This is a genomic window from Pseudoduganella sp. R-34 (assembly GCF_049904655.1).
In the GTDB taxonomy this organism is placed as follows: Bacteria; Pseudomonadota; Gammaproteobacteria; order Burkholderiales; family Burkholderiaceae_D; genus Rugamonas.
This window is the reverse complement of record NZ_CP184572.1, coordinates 1626246-1645737: the sequence shown is the minus strand read 5'-3', so window position 1 is coordinate 1645737 and position 19492 is coordinate 1626246. Positions and strand designations below refer to the sequence as shown.

The following is a 19492-nucleotide window of genomic DNA, read 5'->3' as shown; positions in this document are numbered from 1 at the left end:
ACAAAATGGCATGACTTTGGTGCGCTGCACTATCAATAAAATAACATTCGATCGGATCACTTCATGAAGAAACAGCTTCTCGCCGCCGCCATGCTGGCTGCTACCAGCATGATGGCTCAGGCCGGTACCCTGGGCGACGGCAACCTGAGCATCAGTGGCTTTGGCACCCTGGGCGTGGCCAAGACCAACTCCGATGATGCAAAATTCGCACGCTACAACCAGGCTGCAGGCACCGGCGACTCGCCGCGCATCGGCCTGGACAGCAACCTGGGCCTGCAAGCCACCTACACCTTCAACGATAGCCTGTCGGGCACCGTGCAGGTACTGACCCGCAAGAACACCAGCCAGCAGTTCACCACCGACCTGACCTGGGGCTTCCTGAAGTACAAGCTGAACGACGAGACCAATGTGCGCCTGGGCCGCGTGGTGCTGCCCGCATTCCTGATCTCCGACTACCAGAACGTTGGCTACGCCAATACCATGATGCGCCCGCCGATCGAAATGTACGGCCAGGCCCCGATTGAAAACATGGACGGTGCTGACGTCAACTGGCAGCATGCCTTCGGCGACACCAACGTCACCGTGCAAGGCTTCGGCGGCGTGAGCCGCGGCAAGCTGTACATCCCGACCGGCGGCGGTTCGGTCGCCAAGCACCAGTCGCCGGTGTTCGGCGCTGCCGTGACGGCCGAATACGGCCCGTTCACCGCCCGCCTGGCGCACGCCCGCGCCAAGATCGAAGTCAACAACCTGGCCCCGATCAACGCCCTGACCGACGGCCTGGCCGCGACCAAGGTGCCTGCCGCAGTCCAGCTCGCCGACGACCTGACCCTGCGCGGCGGCAAGAAGATGAGCTTCACCGAAATCGGCCTGACGATGGACTGGAAGAACATCGTGCTGCAAGCCGAATACGCCCAGCGCCGCGCCCACGAGCCGGTCTACATCCCTGAGACCAACTCGGGCTACATCATGGCCGGCTACCGCTTCGGCAAAGTGCTGCCTTACTACGCCCATGCTTACTACAAGGGCCACGGTTCGTCCGTAACCGTGCCGACCGTGCCTGCCGCCCATCCGCTGGCAGCAACCTTCGGCGCCGTGCGCGGCCTGCTGGTGTCGCCTGAACAGAAATCCGACCTGGTCGGCATGCGTTGGGACTTCGCCAAGTCGCTGGCCCTGAAAGTGCAGATCGACCACGTCAAGCCACAAGTCAAAGGCGGCTCCCTGATCCTGCCTTCCGGCGTGCCAACTTACAGCAACAGCGTGAACGTCTATGCCGCCGGCATCGACTTCGTGTTCTAAGGAGCTACGGCCATGAAAAAAATCCTCTGCGCCCTCCTCGCCTCGGCACTGGCTGCCGCAGCCCTGCCTGCTTCGGCCGAAATCGTCGTGATCGTCAACAAGGACAATCCGGCCTCGCGCATGTTCTCGGAACAGGCGTCCCAGTTCTTCCTCGGCAAATCGGCCATGTTCACCCCGGTGGACCAGGCTGAAGGCTCCAAGATCCGCACCGACTTCTACCAGAAAGTCGCCGAAAAGGACCCTGCCCAGGTGAAAGCCATCTGGTCCAAGCTGGTATTTACCGGCAAGGCCACGCCACCGAAGGAATTCAAGTCCAACGCCGAGGTGAAAAAAGCCGTGGCGGACGATCCGAAAGCCATCGGCTACATCGACAAATCGGCTGTCGACGACAGCGTCAAGGTCATCCTGACCCTGCCATAAGCCGAACAAGCTTTACTGCGCCTGCTACGCGCCAACGCCGCCCCGCAACAGCCGGGCGGCGTTTTTTTTAAATTTCGGCAACTTTCACTAATGAAGGGATACAATGTCCCGATAATCAAAAATCAACAAAGCTGGGGGGCATAACTTGAAGCTTTCGCTGCGCGCGAAATTCCTGCTGCTGAGCGCTTTCGTCCAGGCCGTAGTGGTGGCCCTGTTGATCGGCAACAGCTTGCGCCTGATGACCAACGCCGTCAGCCGCAACGCCGACCGCGTCGCCCACGAATATGCCATCAACCTCAACCTCACGCTGACGCCCTATGCCAGCAGCGGCCGCCTGGGCGAATTGCGCAGCTACTGGTCGGAAATGCTGTCCGACCCGCGCGACAGCTTCCTGCGCTATATCGTGATCCTTGATGCTTCCGGCGAAACGGTGCTGGAAGCGGGCGAGCGGCCAGACTTCATGCCGGAAGCGCTGCGCCAGGCCCAGTTGGGCGGCGGCGTGCGCACCTCCGTCGACGGCAACCTGCTGCACGCGCAAGCGCCGCTGCTGTTGAAGGATAACCAGGTGGGCATGCTGCACTTCGGCCTTTCCACCGTCGACCTTGTAACGGCGCGCGACGACGTGCTGCGCCAGGGCGGCCTGATCGCCCTGCTCGGTTTCGCACTGGCCCTGCTGTTGTTCTTCGCCATGACGCGCGGCGTCGGCAAACGCCTCGCTGCCCTGGCGCGCCACTCGGAACATCTGGCGGAAGGACAGTTCAGCCAGTTGCCCGAGAGCGGCGGCGACGAACTGGAAGTGGTAACGCATTCGCTCAACCTCATGAGCGCCGCGCTGCGCGAACGCATCGCCCAGCTCGAAGAATCGCAGCGTCGCTTGCGCGAATCCGAAGAACGCTTCCGCACCCTGTTCGACATGACCCCGCTGCCGCTGTCGGTATCGGACCAGGAAGGCCGCATCATCGCCGCCAACCAGGCCCTGGCTCGCACCTTCGGCACGCCGCTGCACGAACTGATTGGCAGGCGTTCGGATGAAGTGACGTTCTGGGCCTCGCCCAACGAGCGCCAGCGCATCTGGAACGAGTACCGCCTGCATGGCGTGGTGCGCGGCGAGCTGGCCGATGTGATGCTGCCTGACGGCGGGCCGGGACAGGTGGCGATCTGGTCGTCCTCGCTGCTCCTGGACGGCAAGCACGCCATCATCTGGGCTTTGCTGGACCTGACGCAGGAGATGAAGGCCAAGCAGCAATTGCGCGAATTGAACGATGCACTGGAGTCGCGGGTGCGCGAACGCTCAGCCGCGCTGGAGCAGGCAAATCGCGACCTGTCGCATGCGCTGGAGACCTTGCAGCGCACCCAGCACGACCTGATCGCAGCTGAAAAGATGGCCTCCCTCGGCTCGCTTGTGGCGGGCATCGCGCATGAATTGAATACGCCGATCGGCAACAGCCTGCTGGCCTCCACCGCGCTGGACGACCGCGTGAAGGAATTCAAACTGTCGGTGGCTGACGGCTCGGTGCGGCGCTCTACGTTGAATCATCACCTGGAAGAGGTACAGCTTGCATGCGGCCTGATTTCCAGTTCGCTCGAGAAAGCAGCGTCCCTGATCGCTTCCTTCAAGCAGATTGCCGTGGACCAGACCAACGACCAGCGCCGCCGCTTCCGCCTGCAGGCAGTCGCGCTCGACACCGCCGCGACCTACATGCCGCGCCTGCGCCGCAGTGCAATCCAGATGGAAGTCGACGTGCCCCCGGAACTGGAACTCGATTCTTATCCGGGCAGCGTGTACCAGGTCTTCAACAACTTGATCAACAACGCCCTGATGCACGCCTTTGAAGGCCGCACCAGCGGCCACCTCCGACTATCCGCCCGTACTGTCGAAGACGGGCAGGTCGAAATCGTGTTTCGCGACGATGGCGCCGGCATGTCGGAAGAAGTCCAGCGCAAAGTCTTCGATCCATTCTTCACTACCAAAATGGGCAGTGGCGGCACCGGCCTTGGCATGAACATCGTCTACAACATCGTCACCGGCGTGATGGGCGGGCGCATCGGGATCGAGTCGGCCCCCGGCGAGGGAGCCACGGTTCGCATCTCGCTGCCGGCCAGCTCACCGCAAAGGGACTAGCGCGGCATGCCCAGCAAACCCTGTTCGCGAATGAAGCCAACCACTTCCTGCACGCCCTGCCCGCTGCGCAAATTGGTGAACACGAAAGGGCGTTCGCCCCGCTGTCGTGCGGCGTCACGCGCCATGATGTCCAGGTCTGCGCCTACGTGCGGCGCCAGGTCCGTCTTGTTGATGATCAGCAGGTCGGAGCGCGTGATGCCGGGCCCGCCCTTGCGCGGAATCTTTTCGCCGCCCGCCACATCGATGACATACAAGGTCAGGTCCGACAGCTCCGGACTGAAGGTCGCGGCAAGATTGTCGCCCCCGGATTCGACCAGGATCAAGTCGAGCGACGGGAAATCCGCCTGCAAGCGTGCAATCGCCTCCAGGTTGATCGAAGCGTCCTCGCGGATCGCGGTGTGCGGGCAGCCGCCCGTTTCCACGCCCATCAAGCGCTCCGGCGGCAGCGCCTGTGCGCGCAGCAGGATCTCCATGTCTTCGCGGGTGTAGATGTCATTGGTGATCACAGCCATGTCGTAATTGTCGCGCATCGCTTTGCACAGCATTTCGCACAGGGCGGTCTTGCCGGAGCCGACCGGGCCGCCGATGCCGACGCGCAGGGGATTGGATGCCATGGTAATTCCTTTATGAACGGTAAAGCCTGCCGTGCTGCACTTCGTGCCGCATCGACAGCAGGGAAAGCCCGGGCGCACAGTTGGACATGTCCGCATCGTCCAGCGCTTGCGCAATACGGGCCGCTTCTTCGATCTCGGGTCGCAGCGACAGCAGCAGCCGCTGGCCAGCCACCTGCCCGAGCGGGATGGATTTGACGCACACCAGCACCTGGTTCTCGGCCCAGCCGAACAGCATGGCCAGCAGCGCCGCCTCGTGCGGCACGCTCAGCGCATGCACGGCCCGGGCCAGCGCGGCGAGATAGGCTTCCTCGCCTTCGGCGGCCGGCGCCAGCTCCAGTTCGGCCAGCAGGCGCGCCAGCGAAAAGCCCATCTGCACCGACTCCGCGCGCAGTTCCGCCGTGTCGCGCGAGGCCAGGCAGCGCTCGGCCCAGCACGCTGCAGCCGCCGCATCGCCTGCCGCGTGGGCGCGCAGCAGACGCCAGAACAGTGGCGCGTCCCAGCGCGCCAGCACTTCGTGCAGCATGCTGCTCATCCAGGCGCGCGCCGTGGCCGCATCGTGCACGCTGCCATCCTCCAGCGCCGCCTCCAGGCCTTGCGAATAGCTGTAGGCGCCAACCGGCAGCGCCGGGCTGGCGAATTGCAGCAGATGCAGCAGCGCCTTCGCTTCCATCCTCATGCGTCCGCAGGACGATGGATCTTCTGCCGCAACGGCACCGGGGCCAGCGGGTGGCCGTGCCCATGCCCGCCGGAATAGGCGCCGGCCTCCGGCTCGAAGGCCGCCAGGTCTTCAGTGACAATCGCACCCAGCCCGGCCAGCATATCGCGCAGCACGGGATCGACGCGGATGCGCAGGAAGCCGTCGCCCACCTCCACCTGGCTATGGCGGTTGCCAAGGTGGAAGGCGCAGCGCAGCAGACCGTGGGCATCGGCGGCGCGCACGGTGTACACCGGCTCCGCAGCCGCGTGCACGCGCGCCACGAAGCCGGTTTCACCGGTCAGCAGGTCGCCCTCGCGCAGCACCGTGCCGCGCGCAGTGAACAGGGCGATCTCTTCGCCCGACACCAGGCGCGCGCGCTGACGGCACTTCTCGCGCTGGTCGTAAGTCAGTACCAGCTCACCGTCGACGCGGTCGGCGGCGGCCAGTTTGGTGTGCAGGGTCTGCATGGTCTTCGCTTTCTCAGAACAGGAAATAGCGCTGCGCCATCGGCAGCACCGGCGCGGCTTCGCACACGAGCAACTGGCCGTCGGCGCGCACTTCATAGGTTTCGGGGTCGACCTCCATGTGCGGGGTCGCGCCGTTGTGGACCATATCGGCTTTGCGCAGCTGGCGGGTGGCGCGCACCGGCACCACGCGCTTGGCAAGTCCGAGGCGTTGCGCCACGCCCGCCTCGAACGCCGCCTGCGACACGAAAGTCAGCGACTTTTTCAAGCCGCCGCCAAAGGCGCCGAACATCGGGCGCATGTATACGGGCTGCGGCGTGGGAATCGAGGCGTTGGGATCGCCCATCTGGGCACAGGCGATCATGCCGCCTTTCAGCACCAGGGACGGCTTGACGCCGAAGAAGGCCGGCCGCCACAGCACCAGGTCGGCCAGCTTGCCCACTTCAAGCGAGCCAACTACATGCGAAATGCCATGGGCGATGGCAGGATTGATGGTGTACTTGGCCACGTAGCGCTTGACGCGCGTGTTGTCGTTGCGTCTGTCGTCGCCGGGCAGCGGGCCGCGCTGCACTTTCATCTTGTGCGCCGTCTGCCAGGTGCGCATGATGACTTCTCCCACCCGCCCCATGGCCTGCGAGTCGGACGACATCATCGAGATCGCCCCCAGGTCGTGCAGGATGTCTTCGGCCGCAATGGTTTCGCGGCGGATGCGCGATTCCGCAAATGCCACGTCTTCCGCGATGGCGGCGTCCAGGTGGTGGCACACCATCAGCATGTCCAGGTGCTCGTCCAGCGTGTTGACGGTGAATGGGCGGGTCGGGTTGGTGGACGAGGGCAGCACATTCGACTGGCCAACCGCCGCGATAATGTCCGGCGCATGGCCACCCCCCGCTCCTTCGGTATGGAAGGTGTGGATGGTACGGTCCTTGAACGCCGCCAACGTCGCTTCCAGGAAGCCGCCCTCGTTCAGCGTGTCGGTATGGATGGCGACCTGCACGTCCATGCGGTCGGCCACCGACAGGCAATTGTCGATCGCCGCCGGTGTGCTGCCCCAGTCCTCATGCAGCTTCAAACCAATGGCGCCCGCCTCGACCTGCTCTTCCAGCGGGCGCGGCAGGCTTACATTGCCCTTGCCCAGGAAGCCCAGGTTCATGGGGAAGGCGTCTGCCGCCGCCAGCATGGCGTGGATGTGCCACGGGCCGGGCGTGCAGGTGGTGGCTGCCGTGCCGACGGCTGGCCCGGTGCCGCCGCCGATCATGGTGGTCACCCCCGACGCCAGCGCTTCTTCGATTTGTTGCGGGCAGATGAAATGGATGTGCGTGTCGACCCCGCCGGCGGTGACGATCATGCCTTCGCCCGCAATGATCTCGGTGGCGCCGCCGATGGCCATGGTGACGCCCGGCTGGATGTCCGGGTTGCCGGCCTTGCCGATGGCGGCGATCTGGCCGTCTTTCAGGCCGATATCGGCTTTCACGATGCCCCAGTGGTCGAGGATCACGGCATTGGTAATCACCGTGTCCATCACGTCCCGGTGCGGCAACTGGGATTGTCCCATGCCGTCGCGGATCACCTTGCCGCCCCCGAACTTCACTTCTTCGCCGGGAATGGCGTAGTCATGTTCGATCTCGATAAACAGTTCGGTGTCGGCCAGGCGGAGGCGGTCGGCCGTGGTCGGCCCGAACATTTCCGCATAGGCGCGGCGCGAAATCCGGGCCATTATCCCTCCCCGTCCAATGCGCCCATCACCAGGGCGTTGAAGCCGTACACGTGGCGCGTGCCGGCCAGCGCGACCAGCTGCACCGTGCGGCGCTGGCCGGGCTCGAAGCGCACGGCGGTGCCGGCGGCGATATCGAGCCGCATGCCGCGTGCCTGCGTGCGGTCGAACTGCAGGGCCGCGTTGACCTCGAAAAAATGGAAATGCGACCCGACCTGCACCGGCCGGTCGCCGCTATTGGCCACCACCAAGGTGCAGCCGGCGCGGCCGGCGTTGAGGGTGATGTCGCCTTCTTCAAGCAGGTATTCGCCAGGTATCATGCCGTCCTCAGACGATGGGGTGGTGGACGGTGACCAGCTTGGTCCCGTCGGGAAAGGTTGCTTCGACCTGGATGTCGGAGATCATTTCGGGCACGCCCTCCATCACCTCGTCGCGCGCCAGCACCTGGGCGCCCTCGGCCATCAGCTGGGCCACGGTCTTGCCGTCGCGCGCTCCCTCCAGGATGGCCGCGCTGATCAGGGCCACGGCTTCCGGGTAATTGAGCTTGAGGCCGCGCGCGCGGCGGCGTTCGGCCAGCAGCGCGGCGGTGAACAGCAGCAGTTTGTCTTTTTCGCGTGGAGAGAGATCCATATCAGGTATTCCATATCCGGAGTTCGGTTGCAGGGCGCTCCATCCAGTACGGGCGCATGGTTTGCCAGGCCAGCGCCATCAGCTTGCGCGCCTGTTCGGCATCGTGGCCCAGGTAGCGCAACACCAGCACGGATTTGAGCGCGCTCGCGCCCAGCGCCGGATCCAGCGCGCGCAACTGCGCAAGGAGCGCAGCGTCGGCGGCACGTCCCGCTGCCAGCAAGGTGGCGCAGACCGTCGCGCCACCCAGTACATGCGGACTTTGCATGGCGCTGCTGCCGCCGTGCAGCACGCCCTGGTCCCACCACAGCAGGCGTCCGGCCTGGCGCACCTCGAGGTGCTGGTGCACCGTGCCGCGCGCATAGCGCTCGCCGCTGGCGCTGCGGCCAAAGCACAGGACGTCGCAGCCAAGGTAGCGCGCGCCGGCGGCAAGGTCGACCTCGTGCGCCAGATGCGCATCCGTGGCATCGAAGAAGATGGTTTCCTGCGGCAGCCATTCCACGCGCGCATCCGGCCCAGCCACGATCCTGACCCGCTGCCTCGCCGGCTTGCCATTGGCGCGGTACCACTTGGCGGCGCCCGGCGTGGTCAGCAGGGCATGCGATCCGGCGCTGGCCGTGATGTCGATGGATAGCTCGTCACCGCCCGCAATGCCAGCCGGTGGATGCAGCAAGATGTTGTGGCAGACGGCTTCCCCTTCCGGATAGAGGGCTTTTTGCACGCGCAAGGGACCGCTGTGAGCGCGCTGCACCAGCCGCGTTGCAGCGCCAGCGCGCGCATAGCCCAGCGCCAGGCTGGCGCGCCACGACGCGGGAGAAAGGGCGGCAGCGGGAAGGTCCATGCGCATGACGGCCACCACTATCCGAGGGAGGCGTCGGTACGCGCAGCCGCGCGCAGCCGCGCCATGGCCACGGCCATCAGGAAGCTGCCGGCCAGCAATGCCACCAGTGCCGCACCGAGGGCCAGCTGCTTGCCATCGCTCCATGTGCCGATGGCCGGCGATGACAGCTTCAGCACGCCGAAACCCGCCACCAGGAAACTCAGGCCGGCCACCACCCAGCCCATGATGCGCGAGGCCAGCACTGCCGTCTCGCCGCTACGGCGCAGCAGGCGCGCAATCCAGACCCCATGCACGCCATCGGCCACCAGCATCCCCAGCGTAAACAGCACGCCCAGCAACAATGCATGCCGCCAGCCGCCGAACTCGGTGGCTGCCACGGCAAACAGGCTGGCCTGGCTGATGGTGTCGAACGACAAGGCGAACAAGGCGCCCACCAGTGCCACCCCGCCCGGTCCCGATGCGGCGGCCAGCCGTCCCAGGAAGCGGCCTTTCAAGCCCGCCGGCGCGACCATCTGCCCGCGAGGCGCGCCAAGCAGCGCCTGCACATTCAACAGTCCCAGGCCGATCAGGCAGGCGATCGAGACCCAGGCGCCGCACAGCTCAAGCCAGGCCGGCGGCTGCCAGTGCCCCGCCAGTGTGCTGAGCGCCACCGCGATGGCCATGACGACCGCGCCGTGGCCCAGGGAAAACCAGGCGCCACACTGGCGCGCCAGGCGTGGCCGTGCCGCCATGTTCCAGCGGGCCAGCCCGTCGATCGTCGCCAGGTGGTCAGCGTCGAAGCCGTGCCTCAAGCCAAGGCTGAGCACCAGCAAACAAAGTCCAATCAAATTGTCGGGAAGGGTATCGGCCATGCTCCTCAATAAGCAAGACGCATACCAGTTGAAACAGGGGTTCAGATGGGCATAGTAATTGCATTAATGCAGTAGCCAGCACGAATCCCGCAAACCCATGAACACGCCTGCACCAAACCTGGAAAGCCCACGCACCAAAACGGTTCAGCGCATCGTCAAGATCCGGCGCGACTACAACACCTGGGTTGCCAATGAAACCATCGAAGACTACGCGCTGCGCTTCACGCCACGCGCGTTTCGCAAATGGTCCATTTTTCGCGTCGCCAATACCGCCTTTGGTGCGATCGCCTTCCTGGTGCTGGAAGCGATCGGCGGCACGCTGGCCGTGCACTACGGCTTTATCAACGCCTTCTGGGCCATCCTGGCTGTCAGCCTGATCATCTTCCTGACCGGCCTGCCGATCAGCTATTACGCGGCGCGCCACGGGGTGGACATGGACTTGCTGACCCGCGGCGCCGGCTTTGGCTACATCGGCTCCACCATTTCATCGTTCATCTACGCTTCCTTTACCTTCATCCTGTTTGCGCTGGAAGCGGCCATCATGGCCTACGCGCTGGAACTGTATTTCGGCCTGCCCCTGTGGCTCGGCTACCTGGCCAGCGCCCTGGCGGTGGTCCCCTTGGTAACGCATGGCGTGACCCTGATCAGCCGCATCCAGATGGTGAGCCAGCCACTCTGGCTGCTGCTGATGGCGCTGCCCTTCGTCGCCATCGCTTGCAAGCGCCCAGACCTTCCCGGCCAATTGCTCCAGTTCTCCGGCAGCGATCCGGCCAATGCCCATTTCAACACCCTGGCCTTTGGCGCCGCCACCGCCGTTGGCGTGGCCCTGATCCCGCAGATCGGCGAACAGGTCGACTTCCTGCGCTTCATGCCGCCGCCCGGAAAGCAGCGTTTGCGCTGGCACCTTGGCGTGCTGGCCGCGGGACCTGGCTGGACCGTGGTCGGCGCCCTGAAAATGCTGGCCGGCGCCCTGCTCGCACTGCTCGCGCTGCAAGGCGGCGCCAGCCTGGCGCAGGCGGTCAACCCGACCCACATGTACCTGGCCGGGTTCAGCCTGGTCGGCGCAGGCCCGGTCCTGGCCTTGCTGGCCACGGTGGTGTTCGTGGTGGTGTCGCAGATCAAGATCAATATGACGAATGCCTATGCCGGTTCGCTGGCCTGGTCGAATTTCTTCGCGCGCCTGACCCACAGCCATCCCGGGCGCGTGGTGTGGGCCTGCTTCAATGCCTTGATTGCCGTGCTGCTGATGGAACTGAACGTGTTCCAGGCGCTGGACCAGGTGCTCGGCCTGTTCTCCAATATCGCCATCGCCTGGATCGCCGCCGTGGTGGCCGACCTGGTCATCAACAAGCCGCTCGGGCTGAGCCCGGCCGGCATCGAATTCCGCCGCGCCTACCTGTACGATATCAATCCGGTCGGCGTCGGCGCCATGCTGCTGGCCTCCCTGCTGTCAGTGGCCGCCTTCACCGGCCTGTTCGGCGCCACGGCCCGCGCCTTTTCAGCCTTCATCGCGCTCGCCACGGCCTTCGCCGCCGCGCCGGCCATTGCCTACCTCACCGGCGGCCGCTATTACCTTGCGCGCCAGGCGGCTGCGGCGCACAGCAATACCTGCAGCATTTGCGAGAAGGACTACGAAGCGGAAGACATGGCGCATTGCCCAGCCTACCAGGGGCCGATCTGCTCGCTCTGCTGCTGCCTCGACGCGCGCTGCGATGATGCATGCAAGCCGCACGCGCGCCTTGCCGTGCAATGGCAGGCAGCGATGCGTTGGCTGCTGCCCAGGTCGGCCTGGCCTTACCTGGTCAGCGGGCTGGGCTACTACCTGCTCCTCATGACCCTGACCCTGCTCTTCCTGGCTGGCCTGTTAGGACTGCTCTACCTGCATGAGGCAGCGGCCCTGGTGCAAGCCGGGCAGGCGCAGTTGCTGGCGCCACTGCGCCTGGCCTTCCTCAAGATCTTCGGCGCGCTGCTGCTGGTCAGCGCCATCGTCGCCTGGTGGCTGGTACTGAACCGCGAAGGGCGCCGCGTGGCGCAGGAAGAAGCGCAGCAGGCGCGGAAGCTGGCCGACCAGGCCAACCAGGCCAAGAGCCGCTACATCGCCGGCATCAGCCATGAGATCCGCACTCCCCTCAACAGCATCCTCGGCTATGCGCAACTGCTGCAGAACGACCCGGCCATGCCGCCGCACCGGCAGCAGGCCATCCGTGTCATCCGCGGCAGCGGCGAGCACCTGCTGTCACTGATCGAAGGCACGCTCGACATCGCCCGCATCGAAGGCGGCCGCCTGAGCGTCGACCTGCGACCGCTGGATTTCGCCACCTTCGTCGCGCAGCTGGTGCAGATGTTCGAACAGCAGGCCGCCAGCAAGGGGCTGGCCTTCCGTTACGAGGTGCAGGGCAGCCTGCCGGCGGTGGTGCGCGCGGACCGCAAGCGGCTCGGCCAGATCCTGATCAACATCCTCGGCAATGCGGTCAAGTTCACCAGCCAGGGCAGTATTGTCTTCCGACTGCGCTACCAGCGCGACATGGCGCATTTCGAAGTGGAGGACAGCGGCCCCGGCATCCTGGAGCACGAGCTGGAACGCATCTTCGAGCCCTTCGCGCGCGGCAGCGCCGGCGATGCCGCCAACTGCGGCGGCACCGGTCTCGGCCTGCCGATCAGTAAACTGCTGACGGAGCTGATGGGCGGCGAACTGACAGTACGCAGCGCGCCGGACACAGGCAGTGTCTTCAGCGTGCGCCTGCTGCTGCCACGCTTGCACGCCGAGGCGCCGGAGCCCGATACCGCCCCGCTCCAGCGCAACGGGTACGCCGGAGCTCGCCGCCGCATCCTGGTGGTCGACAATGACCGCAATGACCGCGAGCTGCTGGCGGACATATTGACGCCGCTCGGCTTCATCGTCGGTCAGGCCGCCTCTGGCCAGGAGTGCCTGCAAAGTTACGCCGGCTTCGCTCCCGACCTGATCCTGATGGACCTGGCCATGCCTGGCATGGACGGTTGGGAGGCCAGCCACCTGCTGCGCACCGAACACGCTTGTACGGTGCCGATCGGCATCGTCTCGGCCAATGCCTACGACAAGGGCTTGCCCAACCCGGCCGGCATTGGCGCCGACGATTTTTTCACCAAGCCGGTGCAACTGGCCGAACTGCTGGACTGGATCGGGCGCCGCTTGCAGCTGGACTGGCTGGCGCCGGAAACGGCAGCCGCCAGCGCCTCGCCGTCCGGCCGACCGCAGTTGCCCTCGCCCGCCCAGCTTGCTCCCTTGCGCGCCCAGGTCAAGGCCGGCTACATGCGCGGCATCAAGCAGCAGCTGGACGTCATCGCCGCGCTCGGCGAACCGTACCGGCATTTTGTCGACATCATGCGAGACCACGCGCAGCGCTTCGAACTGGAAGCGATGGCGCGCTTGCTCGAACGGGGAGCATCCCATGCCACAAACGATTGAGCGCCCACCAGGCCAACTGGTGCTGGTAGTTGACGATATGCCCGAAAACCTGGCCGTGCTGCACGACGCGCTGGATGAATCGGGGTATTCCGTCGTAGTCGCCAACAATGGCGCCACCGCACTGGAACAGGCCAATGCCTTGGTGCCCGACGTCGTGCTGCTGGATGCGGTCATGCCCGGCATGGACGGCTTCGAAGTCTGCCGCCGCCTGAAAGCGGACCTGCAGACCCGCGCCATCCCGGTGATCTTCATGACGGGGCTGACGGAGAGCGAACATGTGGTGGCGGCATTCCAGGCCGGCGGCAGCGACTATGTCACCAAGCCGGTGCGACAGAACGAGATGCTGGCGCGCATCCGCGCCCACACGCAGAATGCACGCCTGGTGAGCCAGGCCCGCAGCGCCCTCGACGCCTTCGGCCACGCCGTGCTGGCGGTCGATCCGGAAGAACGCATCATCTGGCAAACCCCGCTGGCGCGGCAATGGCTGGACATCTACTTCCCGGCCCAGGCGAAATCAACGCTGCCGCCGCAGGTATCGCCCTGGCTGCAACGCGCCGTGCGGGCACGCTCCGCCGGCGAGGAAGCGGCCGCACTGGTCATCGCCCAAGGCACGCGGCGCCTGATCTTCACGCTTGGCGAGGCGGACGAAGCGGTCCAGTGGAGCGTGGTGCTGCGGGAGGAGGCGGACGACGCCTTGGTGCAGTCGCTGATGGCCAGGCACCGCCTGACCCAGCGCGAAGCCGAAGTGCTGCACTGGGTCAGCAAGGGAAAGACCAACCGCGACATCGGCGACATCCTCGGCACCAGTCCCCGTACCGTCAACAAGCACCTGGAGCATGTGTTTGCGAAACTGGGCGTGGAGACGCGCACTGCCGCGGCCGCGCTGGCGGTGTCCTCTAGACCGACAGGTGGCGGGTAACGTCGTCGCTCGCCATCTGCGCCTGGCTGCCGGCCGCCACCACTTCGCCGCGCGACAGCACGACGAAATGGTCGGCCAGTGCGTGGGCGAAATCGAAGTACTGTTCGCAAAGGAGGATGGCGATGTCGCCGCGCTGGCGCAGCAGCCGGATCACGCGTTCGATATCCTTGATGATGGACGGCTGGATGCCTTCGGTCGGTTCATCCAGGATCAGCACCTGCGGCCGTTGCAGCAGGGCGCGGGCAATGGCCAGCTGCTGTTGCTGGCCGCCGGACAGGTCTCCGCCCCGCCGCTGCAGCATTTCCTTCAGCACGGGAAACAGCTCGAAGACTTCACCGCTGATGTTCGCAGCCTCGCGCCGCGGCAGCCTGGCCATTCCCATGCGCAGGTTCTCCTCCACCGTCAGGCGTGCAAAGATTTCCCGGCCTTGCGGTACATAGGCAATGCCGGCCGCCGCGCGCGCATGGGGCGGCAGGCGCGTGATGTCGCGCCCGGCGAGTTGCACGGTGCCGCCAGCCACCGGCAGCACGCCCATCAGGCATTTCAGCAGCGTGGTCTTGCCCACGCCATTCCGGCCCAGCAGCGCCAGGCACTCCCCGCGCGCCACCTGCAGCGAGACGCCGCGCAAGGTATGGGAAGAGCCGTAATACTGGTTCAGGTTTTCGGCTTGCAGCATCATCGTCCTAGCGTCCCAGGTAGACTTCGATCACCCGTTCATCGGCCTGCACTTCGTCCATGCGCCCCTGCGCCAGCACCGCGCCTTCGTGCAGCACCGTCACCTTGCCGCCCTGGGCGATTTCGGCCACGAAGCCCATATCGTGCTCCACCACTACGATGGAATGCTTGCCGCGCAATTCATCCAGCAATTCCGCGGTGCGCGCCGTTTCGGCGTCGGACATGCCGGCCACCGGCTCGTCGAGCAGGATCAATTGGGGATCCTGGATCAGCAGCATGCCGATTTCCAGCCATTGCTTCTGGCCGTGCGAGAGCAGCCCGGCCTGGCGCTGCGCCTGCCCTTCCAGGCGGACCTGGCGCAGGATGGCGTCGATCTTGTCGCGCTGTTCGCCGCCCAGGCGCGCGAACAGCGTGGGCCGCACGCGCTTGTCCATCTTCATGGCCAGCTCCAGGTTCTCGAATACCGTGTGCGAATCGAAGACCGTAGGCCGCTGGAATTTGCGGCCGATGCCGGCTTGCGCGATCTGGTATTCCGTCAGCGCCGACAAATCGAGGCGCTGGCCGAACCATGCGCTGCCGGAGCTGGGGCGCGTCTTGCCGGTGATGACATCCATCATCGTGGTCTTGCCGGCGCCATTGGGGCCGATAATGCAGCGCAATTCGCCCACGGAGATATCGAGACTGAGCTTGTTCAGGGCGCGAAAACCGTCGAATTCGACCGTCACGTCCTCCAGGTAGAGAATGGCGCCATGGCTGGTGTCCAGCCGATTGTCTTGCGCGACCTTCATGCCACCTCCTCCAGTTCCTGCCTAGGCGCCGGTGCAGCGCGTCGGGGGCGCCGCGGCAGGCGCAGTCCCAGCAGGCCTTTCTGCATCAGCAGCGTCACCAGGATGAACAACAGCCCGAGGGCAAACAGCCACAGGTCCGGGAAGGCAGCGGTAAACCAGCTTTTCAGGCCATTCACGGTGAAAGCGCCGAGGATCGCGCCCAGCAAAGTGCCGCGCCCTCCGACCGCCACCCAGACCACCATTTCGATCGAGTTGGCCGGCGACATTTCCGACGGATTGATGATGCCCACTTGCGGTACGTACAGCGCGCCGGCAATCGCGCACAGGACTGCCGACAGGGTCCAGACAAACAGCTTGAACCACAGCGGGTTATAGCCGATGAACATCAGGCGCGCTTCCGAATCGCGTACGGCCTGCAGCACACGGCCAAGGCGCGAGGCCACGATCCAGCGGCAAAGCAGCAGGGCGCCCACCAGGCACCCCAGTGTCGCCAGGTACAGCACTGCCTTGGTGGCCGGCGCCGTGATGCTGTAGCCGAGGATGCGCTTGAAATCGGTGAAACCGTTGTTGCCGCCGAAGCCGGTATCGTTGCGGAAGAACAGCAGCATGAAGGCATACGTCAGGGCTTGCGTAATGATGGAAAAATACACGCCCTTGATGCGCGAACGGAAAGCGAAGTAGCCGAACACGAAGGCCAGCGCGCCCGGCACAAGGACCACCAGCGCCAGGCAGTACCAGAAACTGTCCGTCATGGCCCAGTACCAGGGGAGCTCCTTCCAGTCGAGGAAGACCATGAAGTCGGGCAGAGCGCTCTGGTACACGCCGTCGCGGCCGATGGCGCGCATCAGGTACATGCCATGCGCATAGCCGCCCAAGGCAAAGAACAGGCCATGGCCCAGCGACAGGATGCCGGTGTAGCCCCACACCAGGTCGAGCGCCAGCGCCGCCATGGCATAGCACATGAATTTGCCGGCCAGCCCGACCAGGTAATCCGGCACATGCAGCGCATGTCCAGGCGCGAAGGCGAGGTTGCATGCCGGCAGCAAGGCTGCCAGCACCACCAGGCACGCGAGAGCGCACCAGGCGCGGCGGGAAAACAGCTTGTTCATTCAACGCTCCTGCCTTTGACAGCGAACAGCCCTTGCGGCCGGCGCTGGATGAAGATGATGATGAAGGCGAGGATGGCGATCTTGGCCAGGACGGCGCCCGCCACCGGCTCCAGTAATTTGTTGGCTTCACCAAGCCCCAGGGCGGCAATCACGGTGCCGGCCAGTTGGCCGACGCCGCCCAGCACCACCACCATGAACGAATCGATGATGTAGGACTGTCCGAGGTCCGGCCCCACATTTCCCAGCTGCGACAAGGCTACGCCCCCCAGCCCCGCAATGCCGGAGCCCAGCCCGAAAGTCAGCATGTCGATGCGGCCTGTCGGCACGCCAACGCAGCCCGCCATGCGCCGGTTCTGCATGACGGCACGTACGAACAGGCCCAGGCGGGTGCCATTCAGCAGCAGCCAGACGCCGGCCGTCACCAGCACGGCAAACACGATGATCGCGATGCGGTTGTAAGGCAGCACGAGCGATCCGAGTACCGTCATGCCGCCCGACATCCAGGCCGGATTGGCCACTTCCACGTTCTGCGCGCCGAACAGGGTGCGCACGGCCTGCATCAGCACAAGGCTGATGCCCCAGGTCGCCAGCAAGGTCTCCAGCGGGCGTCCGTACAGCCAGCGGATCACCGTGCGTTCCAGCGCCATGCCCACCAGCGCCGCCACGGCGAATGCAGCAGGCAGCGCCGCCAGCAGGTACAGCTCGACCGCCTGCGGCAAGTAGTGGCGGAACAGCGATTGCACCAGGTAAGTCGTATAGGCGCCGATCATCAGCAATTCGCCGTGCGCCATATTAATGATGCCCATCAGGCCGAAGGTAATGGCCAGCCCCAGTGCCGCCAGCAGCAGTACGCTGGCCAGCGACATGCCATAAAACAGGTTGCCGACCAGCTCAGTGCGCGCTTGCCTGGCGTCGATCGCCTTCACGGCGTCCGTTAGCGCCAGGCGAACGGCGGCATCAGATTCGGCGGATGGCTGCTCCAGCCTGGCCTGCAGCGGCGCGCGCTGCGCGCTGCCGCCCAGTTCACCCAACTGGCGCGCGGCTGCGGCACGTTCGCCAGCCTGCGGCGCCTGCAAGCTGGCCAGGGCCAGCAACAGTTGCAGCGCCGATCGCGTTTGCCCGTCCTGCTCACCCTGCAGGGCGCGCTGCACCAGCGCCACCTGGGCCGGGTCCAATTCCTGGCCCAGCAAGGCACGCGCGGCCGCCAGGCGCTGTGCCGTCCCGGGCGCCAGCAGATCCATGCCCGACAGGGCCGTCTCGATGGCGGCGCGCAGGCGGTTATTGACGACAATGACCGACGCACCTTCTGGCGCTGGCGCCGACGGCGCAAGGCTGGCCACCCGCCCGTCGGGCAAAAGGTACAAGGCATCGTCCTTCAAAGCACGCAGTACGTCCGCCGCTTCCGGCGTGCCGAGCGCGCCGATGGCAGCGACTGCCGCCACCCGCGCGTCGGGATCGTCGCCAGCCAGCGGCTGCAGCATGGCTGGCGCAATGGCCGCCGGCGCGGCCCCGGCAAGCAGGTAAAGCGCAATGCCAGCCAGCAGCCGGCGCACAGCGGAATACATCATGGGGAAGTCTCCAGTAATCAAGTCCGGCGGACTGCGCGCAGCAGCCGCCGGCATCACGGCTTACAGCTTTTGCTTGCCTTCGTTCCCCGGAATGAACGGGCTCCAGGGCTGGGCGCGGATCGGTTCCCTGGTCTTCCACACCACGCTGAACTGGCCGTCAGCCTTGATTTCGCCGATCATCACCGGCTTGTGCAAGTGATGGTTGCTCGGGTCCATGGTCAGCGTGAATCCGGATGGCGCGCTGAAGGACTGGCCGCCCATTGCCGCGATCACCTTGTCGGTATCGGTGGACTTCGCCTTCGCCACGGCCTGCGCCCACATATGGATGCCGACATAGGTTGCCTCCATCGGGTCGTTGGTCACCGCGGTCGCCGCGTTCGGCAGCTTCTTCGCAACGGCATAAGCCTTCCATTTCTTGATGAAGGCATCGTTCACCGGATTTTTGACGGACTCGAAATAGTTCCAGGCAGCGAGGTGGCCGACCAGCGGCTTGGCATCCACGCCGCGCAGTTCCTCTTCACCCACCGAGAAGGCGACGACCGGTACCTGCGTTGACTTCAGGCCGGCATTGCCCAACTCCTTGTAGAAGGGCACGTTGGAATCGCCATTGATGGTCGAGATCACCGCGGTCTTGCCGCCGGCCGAAAACTTCTTGATATTGGCGACGATGGTCTGGTAATCCGAATGGCCGAACGGGGTGTAGGTTTCCTCGATGTCGCTGTCCTTGACGCCTTTGCTCTTCAGGAATGCGCGCAGGATCTTGTTGGTGGTGCGCGGGTACACATAGTCCGTGCCGAGCAGTACGAAGCGCTTGGCCCCGCCGCCCTCCTTGCTCATCAGGTATTCGACCGCGGGAATCGCCTGCTGGTTCGGCGCCGCGCCGGTATAGAACACATTCTTCTCGAGTTCTTCCCCTTCATATTGCACGGGGTAGAACAGCAGGCCGTTCAACTCCTTGAATACTGGCAGCACGGACTTGCGCGATACCGAAGTCCAGCAGCCGAACACGGCGGCCACCTTGTCTTTCGCTACCAGCTGGCGCGCCTTTTCGGCGAACAACGGCCAGTTCGACGCCGGATCGACCACCACCGGCTCCAGCTTCTTGCCCAGCACCCCGCCCTTGGCGTTGATTTCGTCGATGGCCATCAAGGCCACGTCCTTCAGCGACGTTTCGGAAATCGCCATGGTGCCGGACAGCGAGTGCAGGATGCCGACCTTGATGGTATCGGCAGCGTACGCCGCGAAGCTGCCACCCAACATGGCGGCAGCCGCCGCGATGCGGGTCAGGGAGGCGATGAAATGACGGCGAGTTTGCATGATGGTTACCTCTTCTGATAGTGGA

18 protein-coding genes are annotated in these 19492 nt (G+C 65.1%); 5 read left to right on the top strand and 13 right to left on the bottom strand.

Features of this window, described 5'->3' with window-relative positions:
* Positions 1 to 63 precede the first annotated feature (63 nt).
* The 3 genes from ACN9MW_RS07710 to ACN9MW_RS07700 all read left to right on the top strand — a co-directional run bounded on the left by ACN9MW_RS07710 (position 64) and on the right by ACN9MW_RS07700 (position 3838).
* On the top strand, positions 64 to 1296 hold the full coding sequence (locus ACN9MW_RS07710) for a porin (RefSeq protein ID WP_426169383.1): 1233 nt from the start codon (positions 64 to 66) through the stop codon (positions 1294 to 1296).
* A gap of 12 nt (positions 1297 to 1308) precedes the next feature.
* On the top strand, positions 1309 to 1716 hold the full coding sequence (locus ACN9MW_RS07705) for a hypothetical protein (protein WP_426169381.1): 408 nt from the start codon (positions 1309 to 1311) through the stop codon (positions 1714 to 1716).
* 145 nt (positions 1717 to 1861) lie between these two features.
* Positions 1862 to 3838 carry an ATP-binding protein gene (locus tag ACN9MW_RS07700; RefSeq protein WP_426169378.1) on the top strand — a complete coding sequence of 659 codons (1977 nt, stop codon included), beginning with the start codon at positions 1862 to 1864 and terminating at the stop codon, positions 3836 to 3838.
* On the opposite strand, the gene ureG is transcribed toward ACN9MW_RS07700, so the two are convergent.
* Genes ureG through ACN9MW_RS07660 form a run of 8 tightly spaced genes read right to left on the bottom strand, consistent with a single transcriptional unit; the run spans position 3835 to position 9646 of the window.
* Positions 3835 to 4452: an urease accessory protein UreG gene (ureG, locus tag ACN9MW_RS07695; protein ID WP_426169375.1), complete on the bottom strand. Its 618-nt coding sequence runs from the start codon at positions 4450 to 4452 to the stop codon at positions 3835 to 3837. The two genes, ACN9MW_RS07700 and ureG, sit on opposite strands and share 4 nt — an antisense overlap.
* A 10-nt stretch (positions 4453 to 4462) precedes the next feature.
* Positions 4463 to 5122 (bottom strand): urease accessory protein UreF, encoded by a 660-nt coding sequence (locus ACN9MW_RS07690; RefSeq protein ID WP_426172149.1) that lies wholly within the window; start codon positions 5120 to 5122, stop codon positions 4463 to 4465.
* 2 nt (positions 5123 to 5124) lie between these two features.
* Positions 5125 to 5616: an urease accessory protein UreE gene (gene ureE, locus ACN9MW_RS07685; protein ID WP_426169373.1), complete on the bottom strand. Its 492-nt coding sequence runs from the start codon at positions 5614 to 5616 to the stop codon at positions 5125 to 5127.
* Between the two features lie 13 nt (positions 5617 to 5629).
* Positions 5630 to 7330: an urease subunit alpha gene (ureC, locus tag ACN9MW_RS07680; protein ID WP_426169371.1), complete on the bottom strand. Its 1701-nt coding sequence runs from the start codon at positions 7328 to 7330 to the stop codon at positions 5630 to 5632.
* Positions 7330 to 7647, bottom strand: a complete 318-nt coding sequence (locus ACN9MW_RS07675; RefSeq protein WP_426169368.1) for an urease subunit beta — start codon at positions 7645 to 7647, stop codon at positions 7330 to 7332. The genes ureC and ACN9MW_RS07675 overlap by 1 nt, the downstream gene beginning before the upstream one ends.
* A 7-nt stretch (positions 7648 to 7654) precedes the next feature.
* On the bottom strand, positions 7655 to 7957 hold the full coding sequence (locus ACN9MW_RS07670) for an urease subunit gamma (protein WP_426169365.1): 303 nt from the start codon (positions 7955 to 7957) through the stop codon (positions 7655 to 7657).
* Between the two features lies 1 nt (position 7958).
* The gene (locus tag ACN9MW_RS07665; protein ID WP_426169363.1) at positions 7959 to 8801 is read right to left on the bottom strand and encodes an urease accessory protein UreD; all 843 of its coding nucleotides are present in this window, start codon (positions 8799 to 8801) and stop codon (positions 7959 to 7961) included.
* Positions 8802 to 8812: 11 nt separating this feature from the next.
* Positions 8813 to 9646 (bottom strand): nickel transporter, encoded by an 834-nt coding sequence (locus ACN9MW_RS07660; RefSeq protein WP_426169361.1) that lies wholly within the window; start codon positions 9644 to 9646, stop codon positions 8813 to 8815.
* 97 nt (positions 9647 to 9743) lie between these two features.
* Between ACN9MW_RS07660 and ACN9MW_RS07655 the strand changes: the two genes are divergently transcribed.
* Positions 9744 to 13091 (top strand): hybrid sensor histidine kinase/response regulator, encoded by a 3348-nt coding sequence (locus tag ACN9MW_RS07655; RefSeq protein WP_426169359.1) that lies wholly within the window; start codon positions 9744 to 9746, stop codon positions 13089 to 13091.
* Positions 13075 to 14010, top strand: coding sequence for a response regulator (locus ACN9MW_RS07650; protein WP_426169356.1), 936 nt, complete (start codon positions 13075 to 13077; stop codon positions 14008 to 14010). Before ACN9MW_RS07655 ends, ACN9MW_RS07650 begins: the two co-directional genes overlap by 17 nt.
* Here the strand turns inward: ACN9MW_RS07650 and urtE are convergent.
* The 5 genes from urtE to urtA form a co-directional block, all read right to left on the bottom strand.
* Entirely contained in the window at positions 13988 to 14686 is a 699-nt protein-coding gene (gene urtE, locus ACN9MW_RS07645) for an urea ABC transporter ATP-binding subunit UrtE (RefSeq protein WP_426172147.1), read from the bottom strand. The two genes, ACN9MW_RS07650 and urtE, sit on opposite strands and share 23 nt — an antisense overlap.
* A 7-nt stretch (positions 14687 to 14693) precedes the next feature.
* Complete coding sequence (gene urtD / locus ACN9MW_RS07640) at positions 14694 to 15473, bottom strand: urea ABC transporter ATP-binding protein UrtD (RefSeq protein ID WP_426169354.1); 780 nt, start codon at positions 15471 to 15473, stop codon at positions 14694 to 14696.
* A complete protein-coding gene (gene urtC, locus ACN9MW_RS07635) occupies positions 15470 to 16582 on the bottom strand; it encodes an urea ABC transporter permease subunit UrtC (RefSeq protein WP_426169352.1) in 1113 nt (370 codons plus the stop codon). Before urtC ends, urtD begins: the two co-directional genes overlap by 4 nt.
* Complete coding sequence (gene urtB / locus ACN9MW_RS07630; RefSeq protein ID WP_426172145.1) at positions 16579 to 18147, bottom strand: urea ABC transporter permease subunit UrtB; 1569 nt, start codon at positions 18145 to 18147, stop codon at positions 16579 to 16581. Before urtB ends, urtC begins: the two co-directional genes overlap by 4 nt.
* A gap of 63 nt (positions 18148 to 18210) precedes the next feature.
* The gene (urtA, locus tag ACN9MW_RS07625) at positions 18211 to 19410 is read right to left on the bottom strand and encodes an urea ABC transporter substrate-binding protein (RefSeq protein ID WP_426172143.1); all 1200 of its coding nucleotides are present in this window, start codon (positions 19408 to 19410) and stop codon (positions 18211 to 18213) included.
* Positions 19411 to 19492: the final 82 nt, after the last annotated feature.

Coding starts and splice junctions, on each gene's coding strand:
- ACN9MW_RS07710 (WP_426169383.1), top strand. CDS start 64: ATGAAGAAACAGCTTCTCGCCGCCGCCATGCTGGCTGCTACCAGCATG.
- ACN9MW_RS07705 (WP_426169381.1), top strand. CDS start 1,309: ATGAAAAAAATCCTCTGCGCCCTCCTCGCCTCGGCACTGGCTGCCGCA.
- ureG (WP_426169375.1), bottom strand. CDS start 4,452: ATGGCATCCAATCCCCTGCGCGTCGGCATCGGCGGCCCGGTCGGCTCC.
- ACN9MW_RS07690 (WP_426172149.1), bottom strand. CDS start 5,122: ATGGAAGCGAAGGCGCTGCTGCATCTGCTGCAATTCGCCAGCCCGGCG.
- ureE (WP_426169373.1), bottom strand. CDS start 5,616: ATGCAGACCCTGCACACCAAACTGGCCGCCGCCGACCGCGTCGACGGT.
- ureC (WP_426169371.1), bottom strand. CDS start 7,330: ATGGCCCGGATTTCGCGCCGCGCCTATGCGGAAATGTTCGGGCCGACC.
- ACN9MW_RS07675 (WP_426169368.1), bottom strand. CDS start 7,647: ATGATACCTGGCGAATACCTGCTTGAAGAAGGCGACATCACCCTCAAC.
- ACN9MW_RS07670 (WP_426169365.1), bottom strand. CDS start 7,957: ATGGATCTCTCTCCACGCGAAAAAGACAAACTGCTGCTGTTCACCGCC.
- ACN9MW_RS07665 (WP_426169363.1), bottom strand. CDS start 8,801: ATGCGCATGGACCTTCCCGCTGCCGCCCTTTCTCCCGCGTCGTGGCGC.
- ACN9MW_RS07660 (WP_426169361.1), bottom strand. CDS start 9,646: ATGGCCGATACCCTTCCCGACAATTTGATTGGACTTTGTTTGCTGGTG.
- ACN9MW_RS07655 (WP_426169359.1), top strand. CDS start 9,744: ATGAACACGCCTGCACCAAACCTGGAAAGCCCACGCACCAAAACGGTT.
- ACN9MW_RS07650 (WP_426169356.1), top strand. CDS start 13,075: ATGCCACAAACGATTGAGCGCCCACCAGGCCAACTGGTGCTGGTAGTT.
- urtE (WP_426172147.1), bottom strand. CDS start 14,686: ATGCTGCAAGCCGAAAACCTGAACCAGTATTACGGCTCTTCCCATACC.
- urtD (WP_426169354.1), bottom strand. CDS start 15,473: ATGAAGGTCGCGCAAGACAATCGGCTGGACACCAGCCATGGCGCCATT.
- urtC (WP_426169352.1), bottom strand. CDS start 16,582: ATGAACAAGCTGTTTTCCCGCCGCGCCTGGTGCGCTCTCGCGTGCCTG.
- urtB (WP_426172145.1), bottom strand. CDS start 18,147: ATGTATTCCGCTGTGCGCCGGCTGCTGGCTGGCATTGCGCTTTACCTG.
- urtA (WP_426172143.1), bottom strand. CDS start 19,410: ATGTTGGGTGGCAGCTTCGCGGCGTACGCTGCCGATACCATCAAGGTC.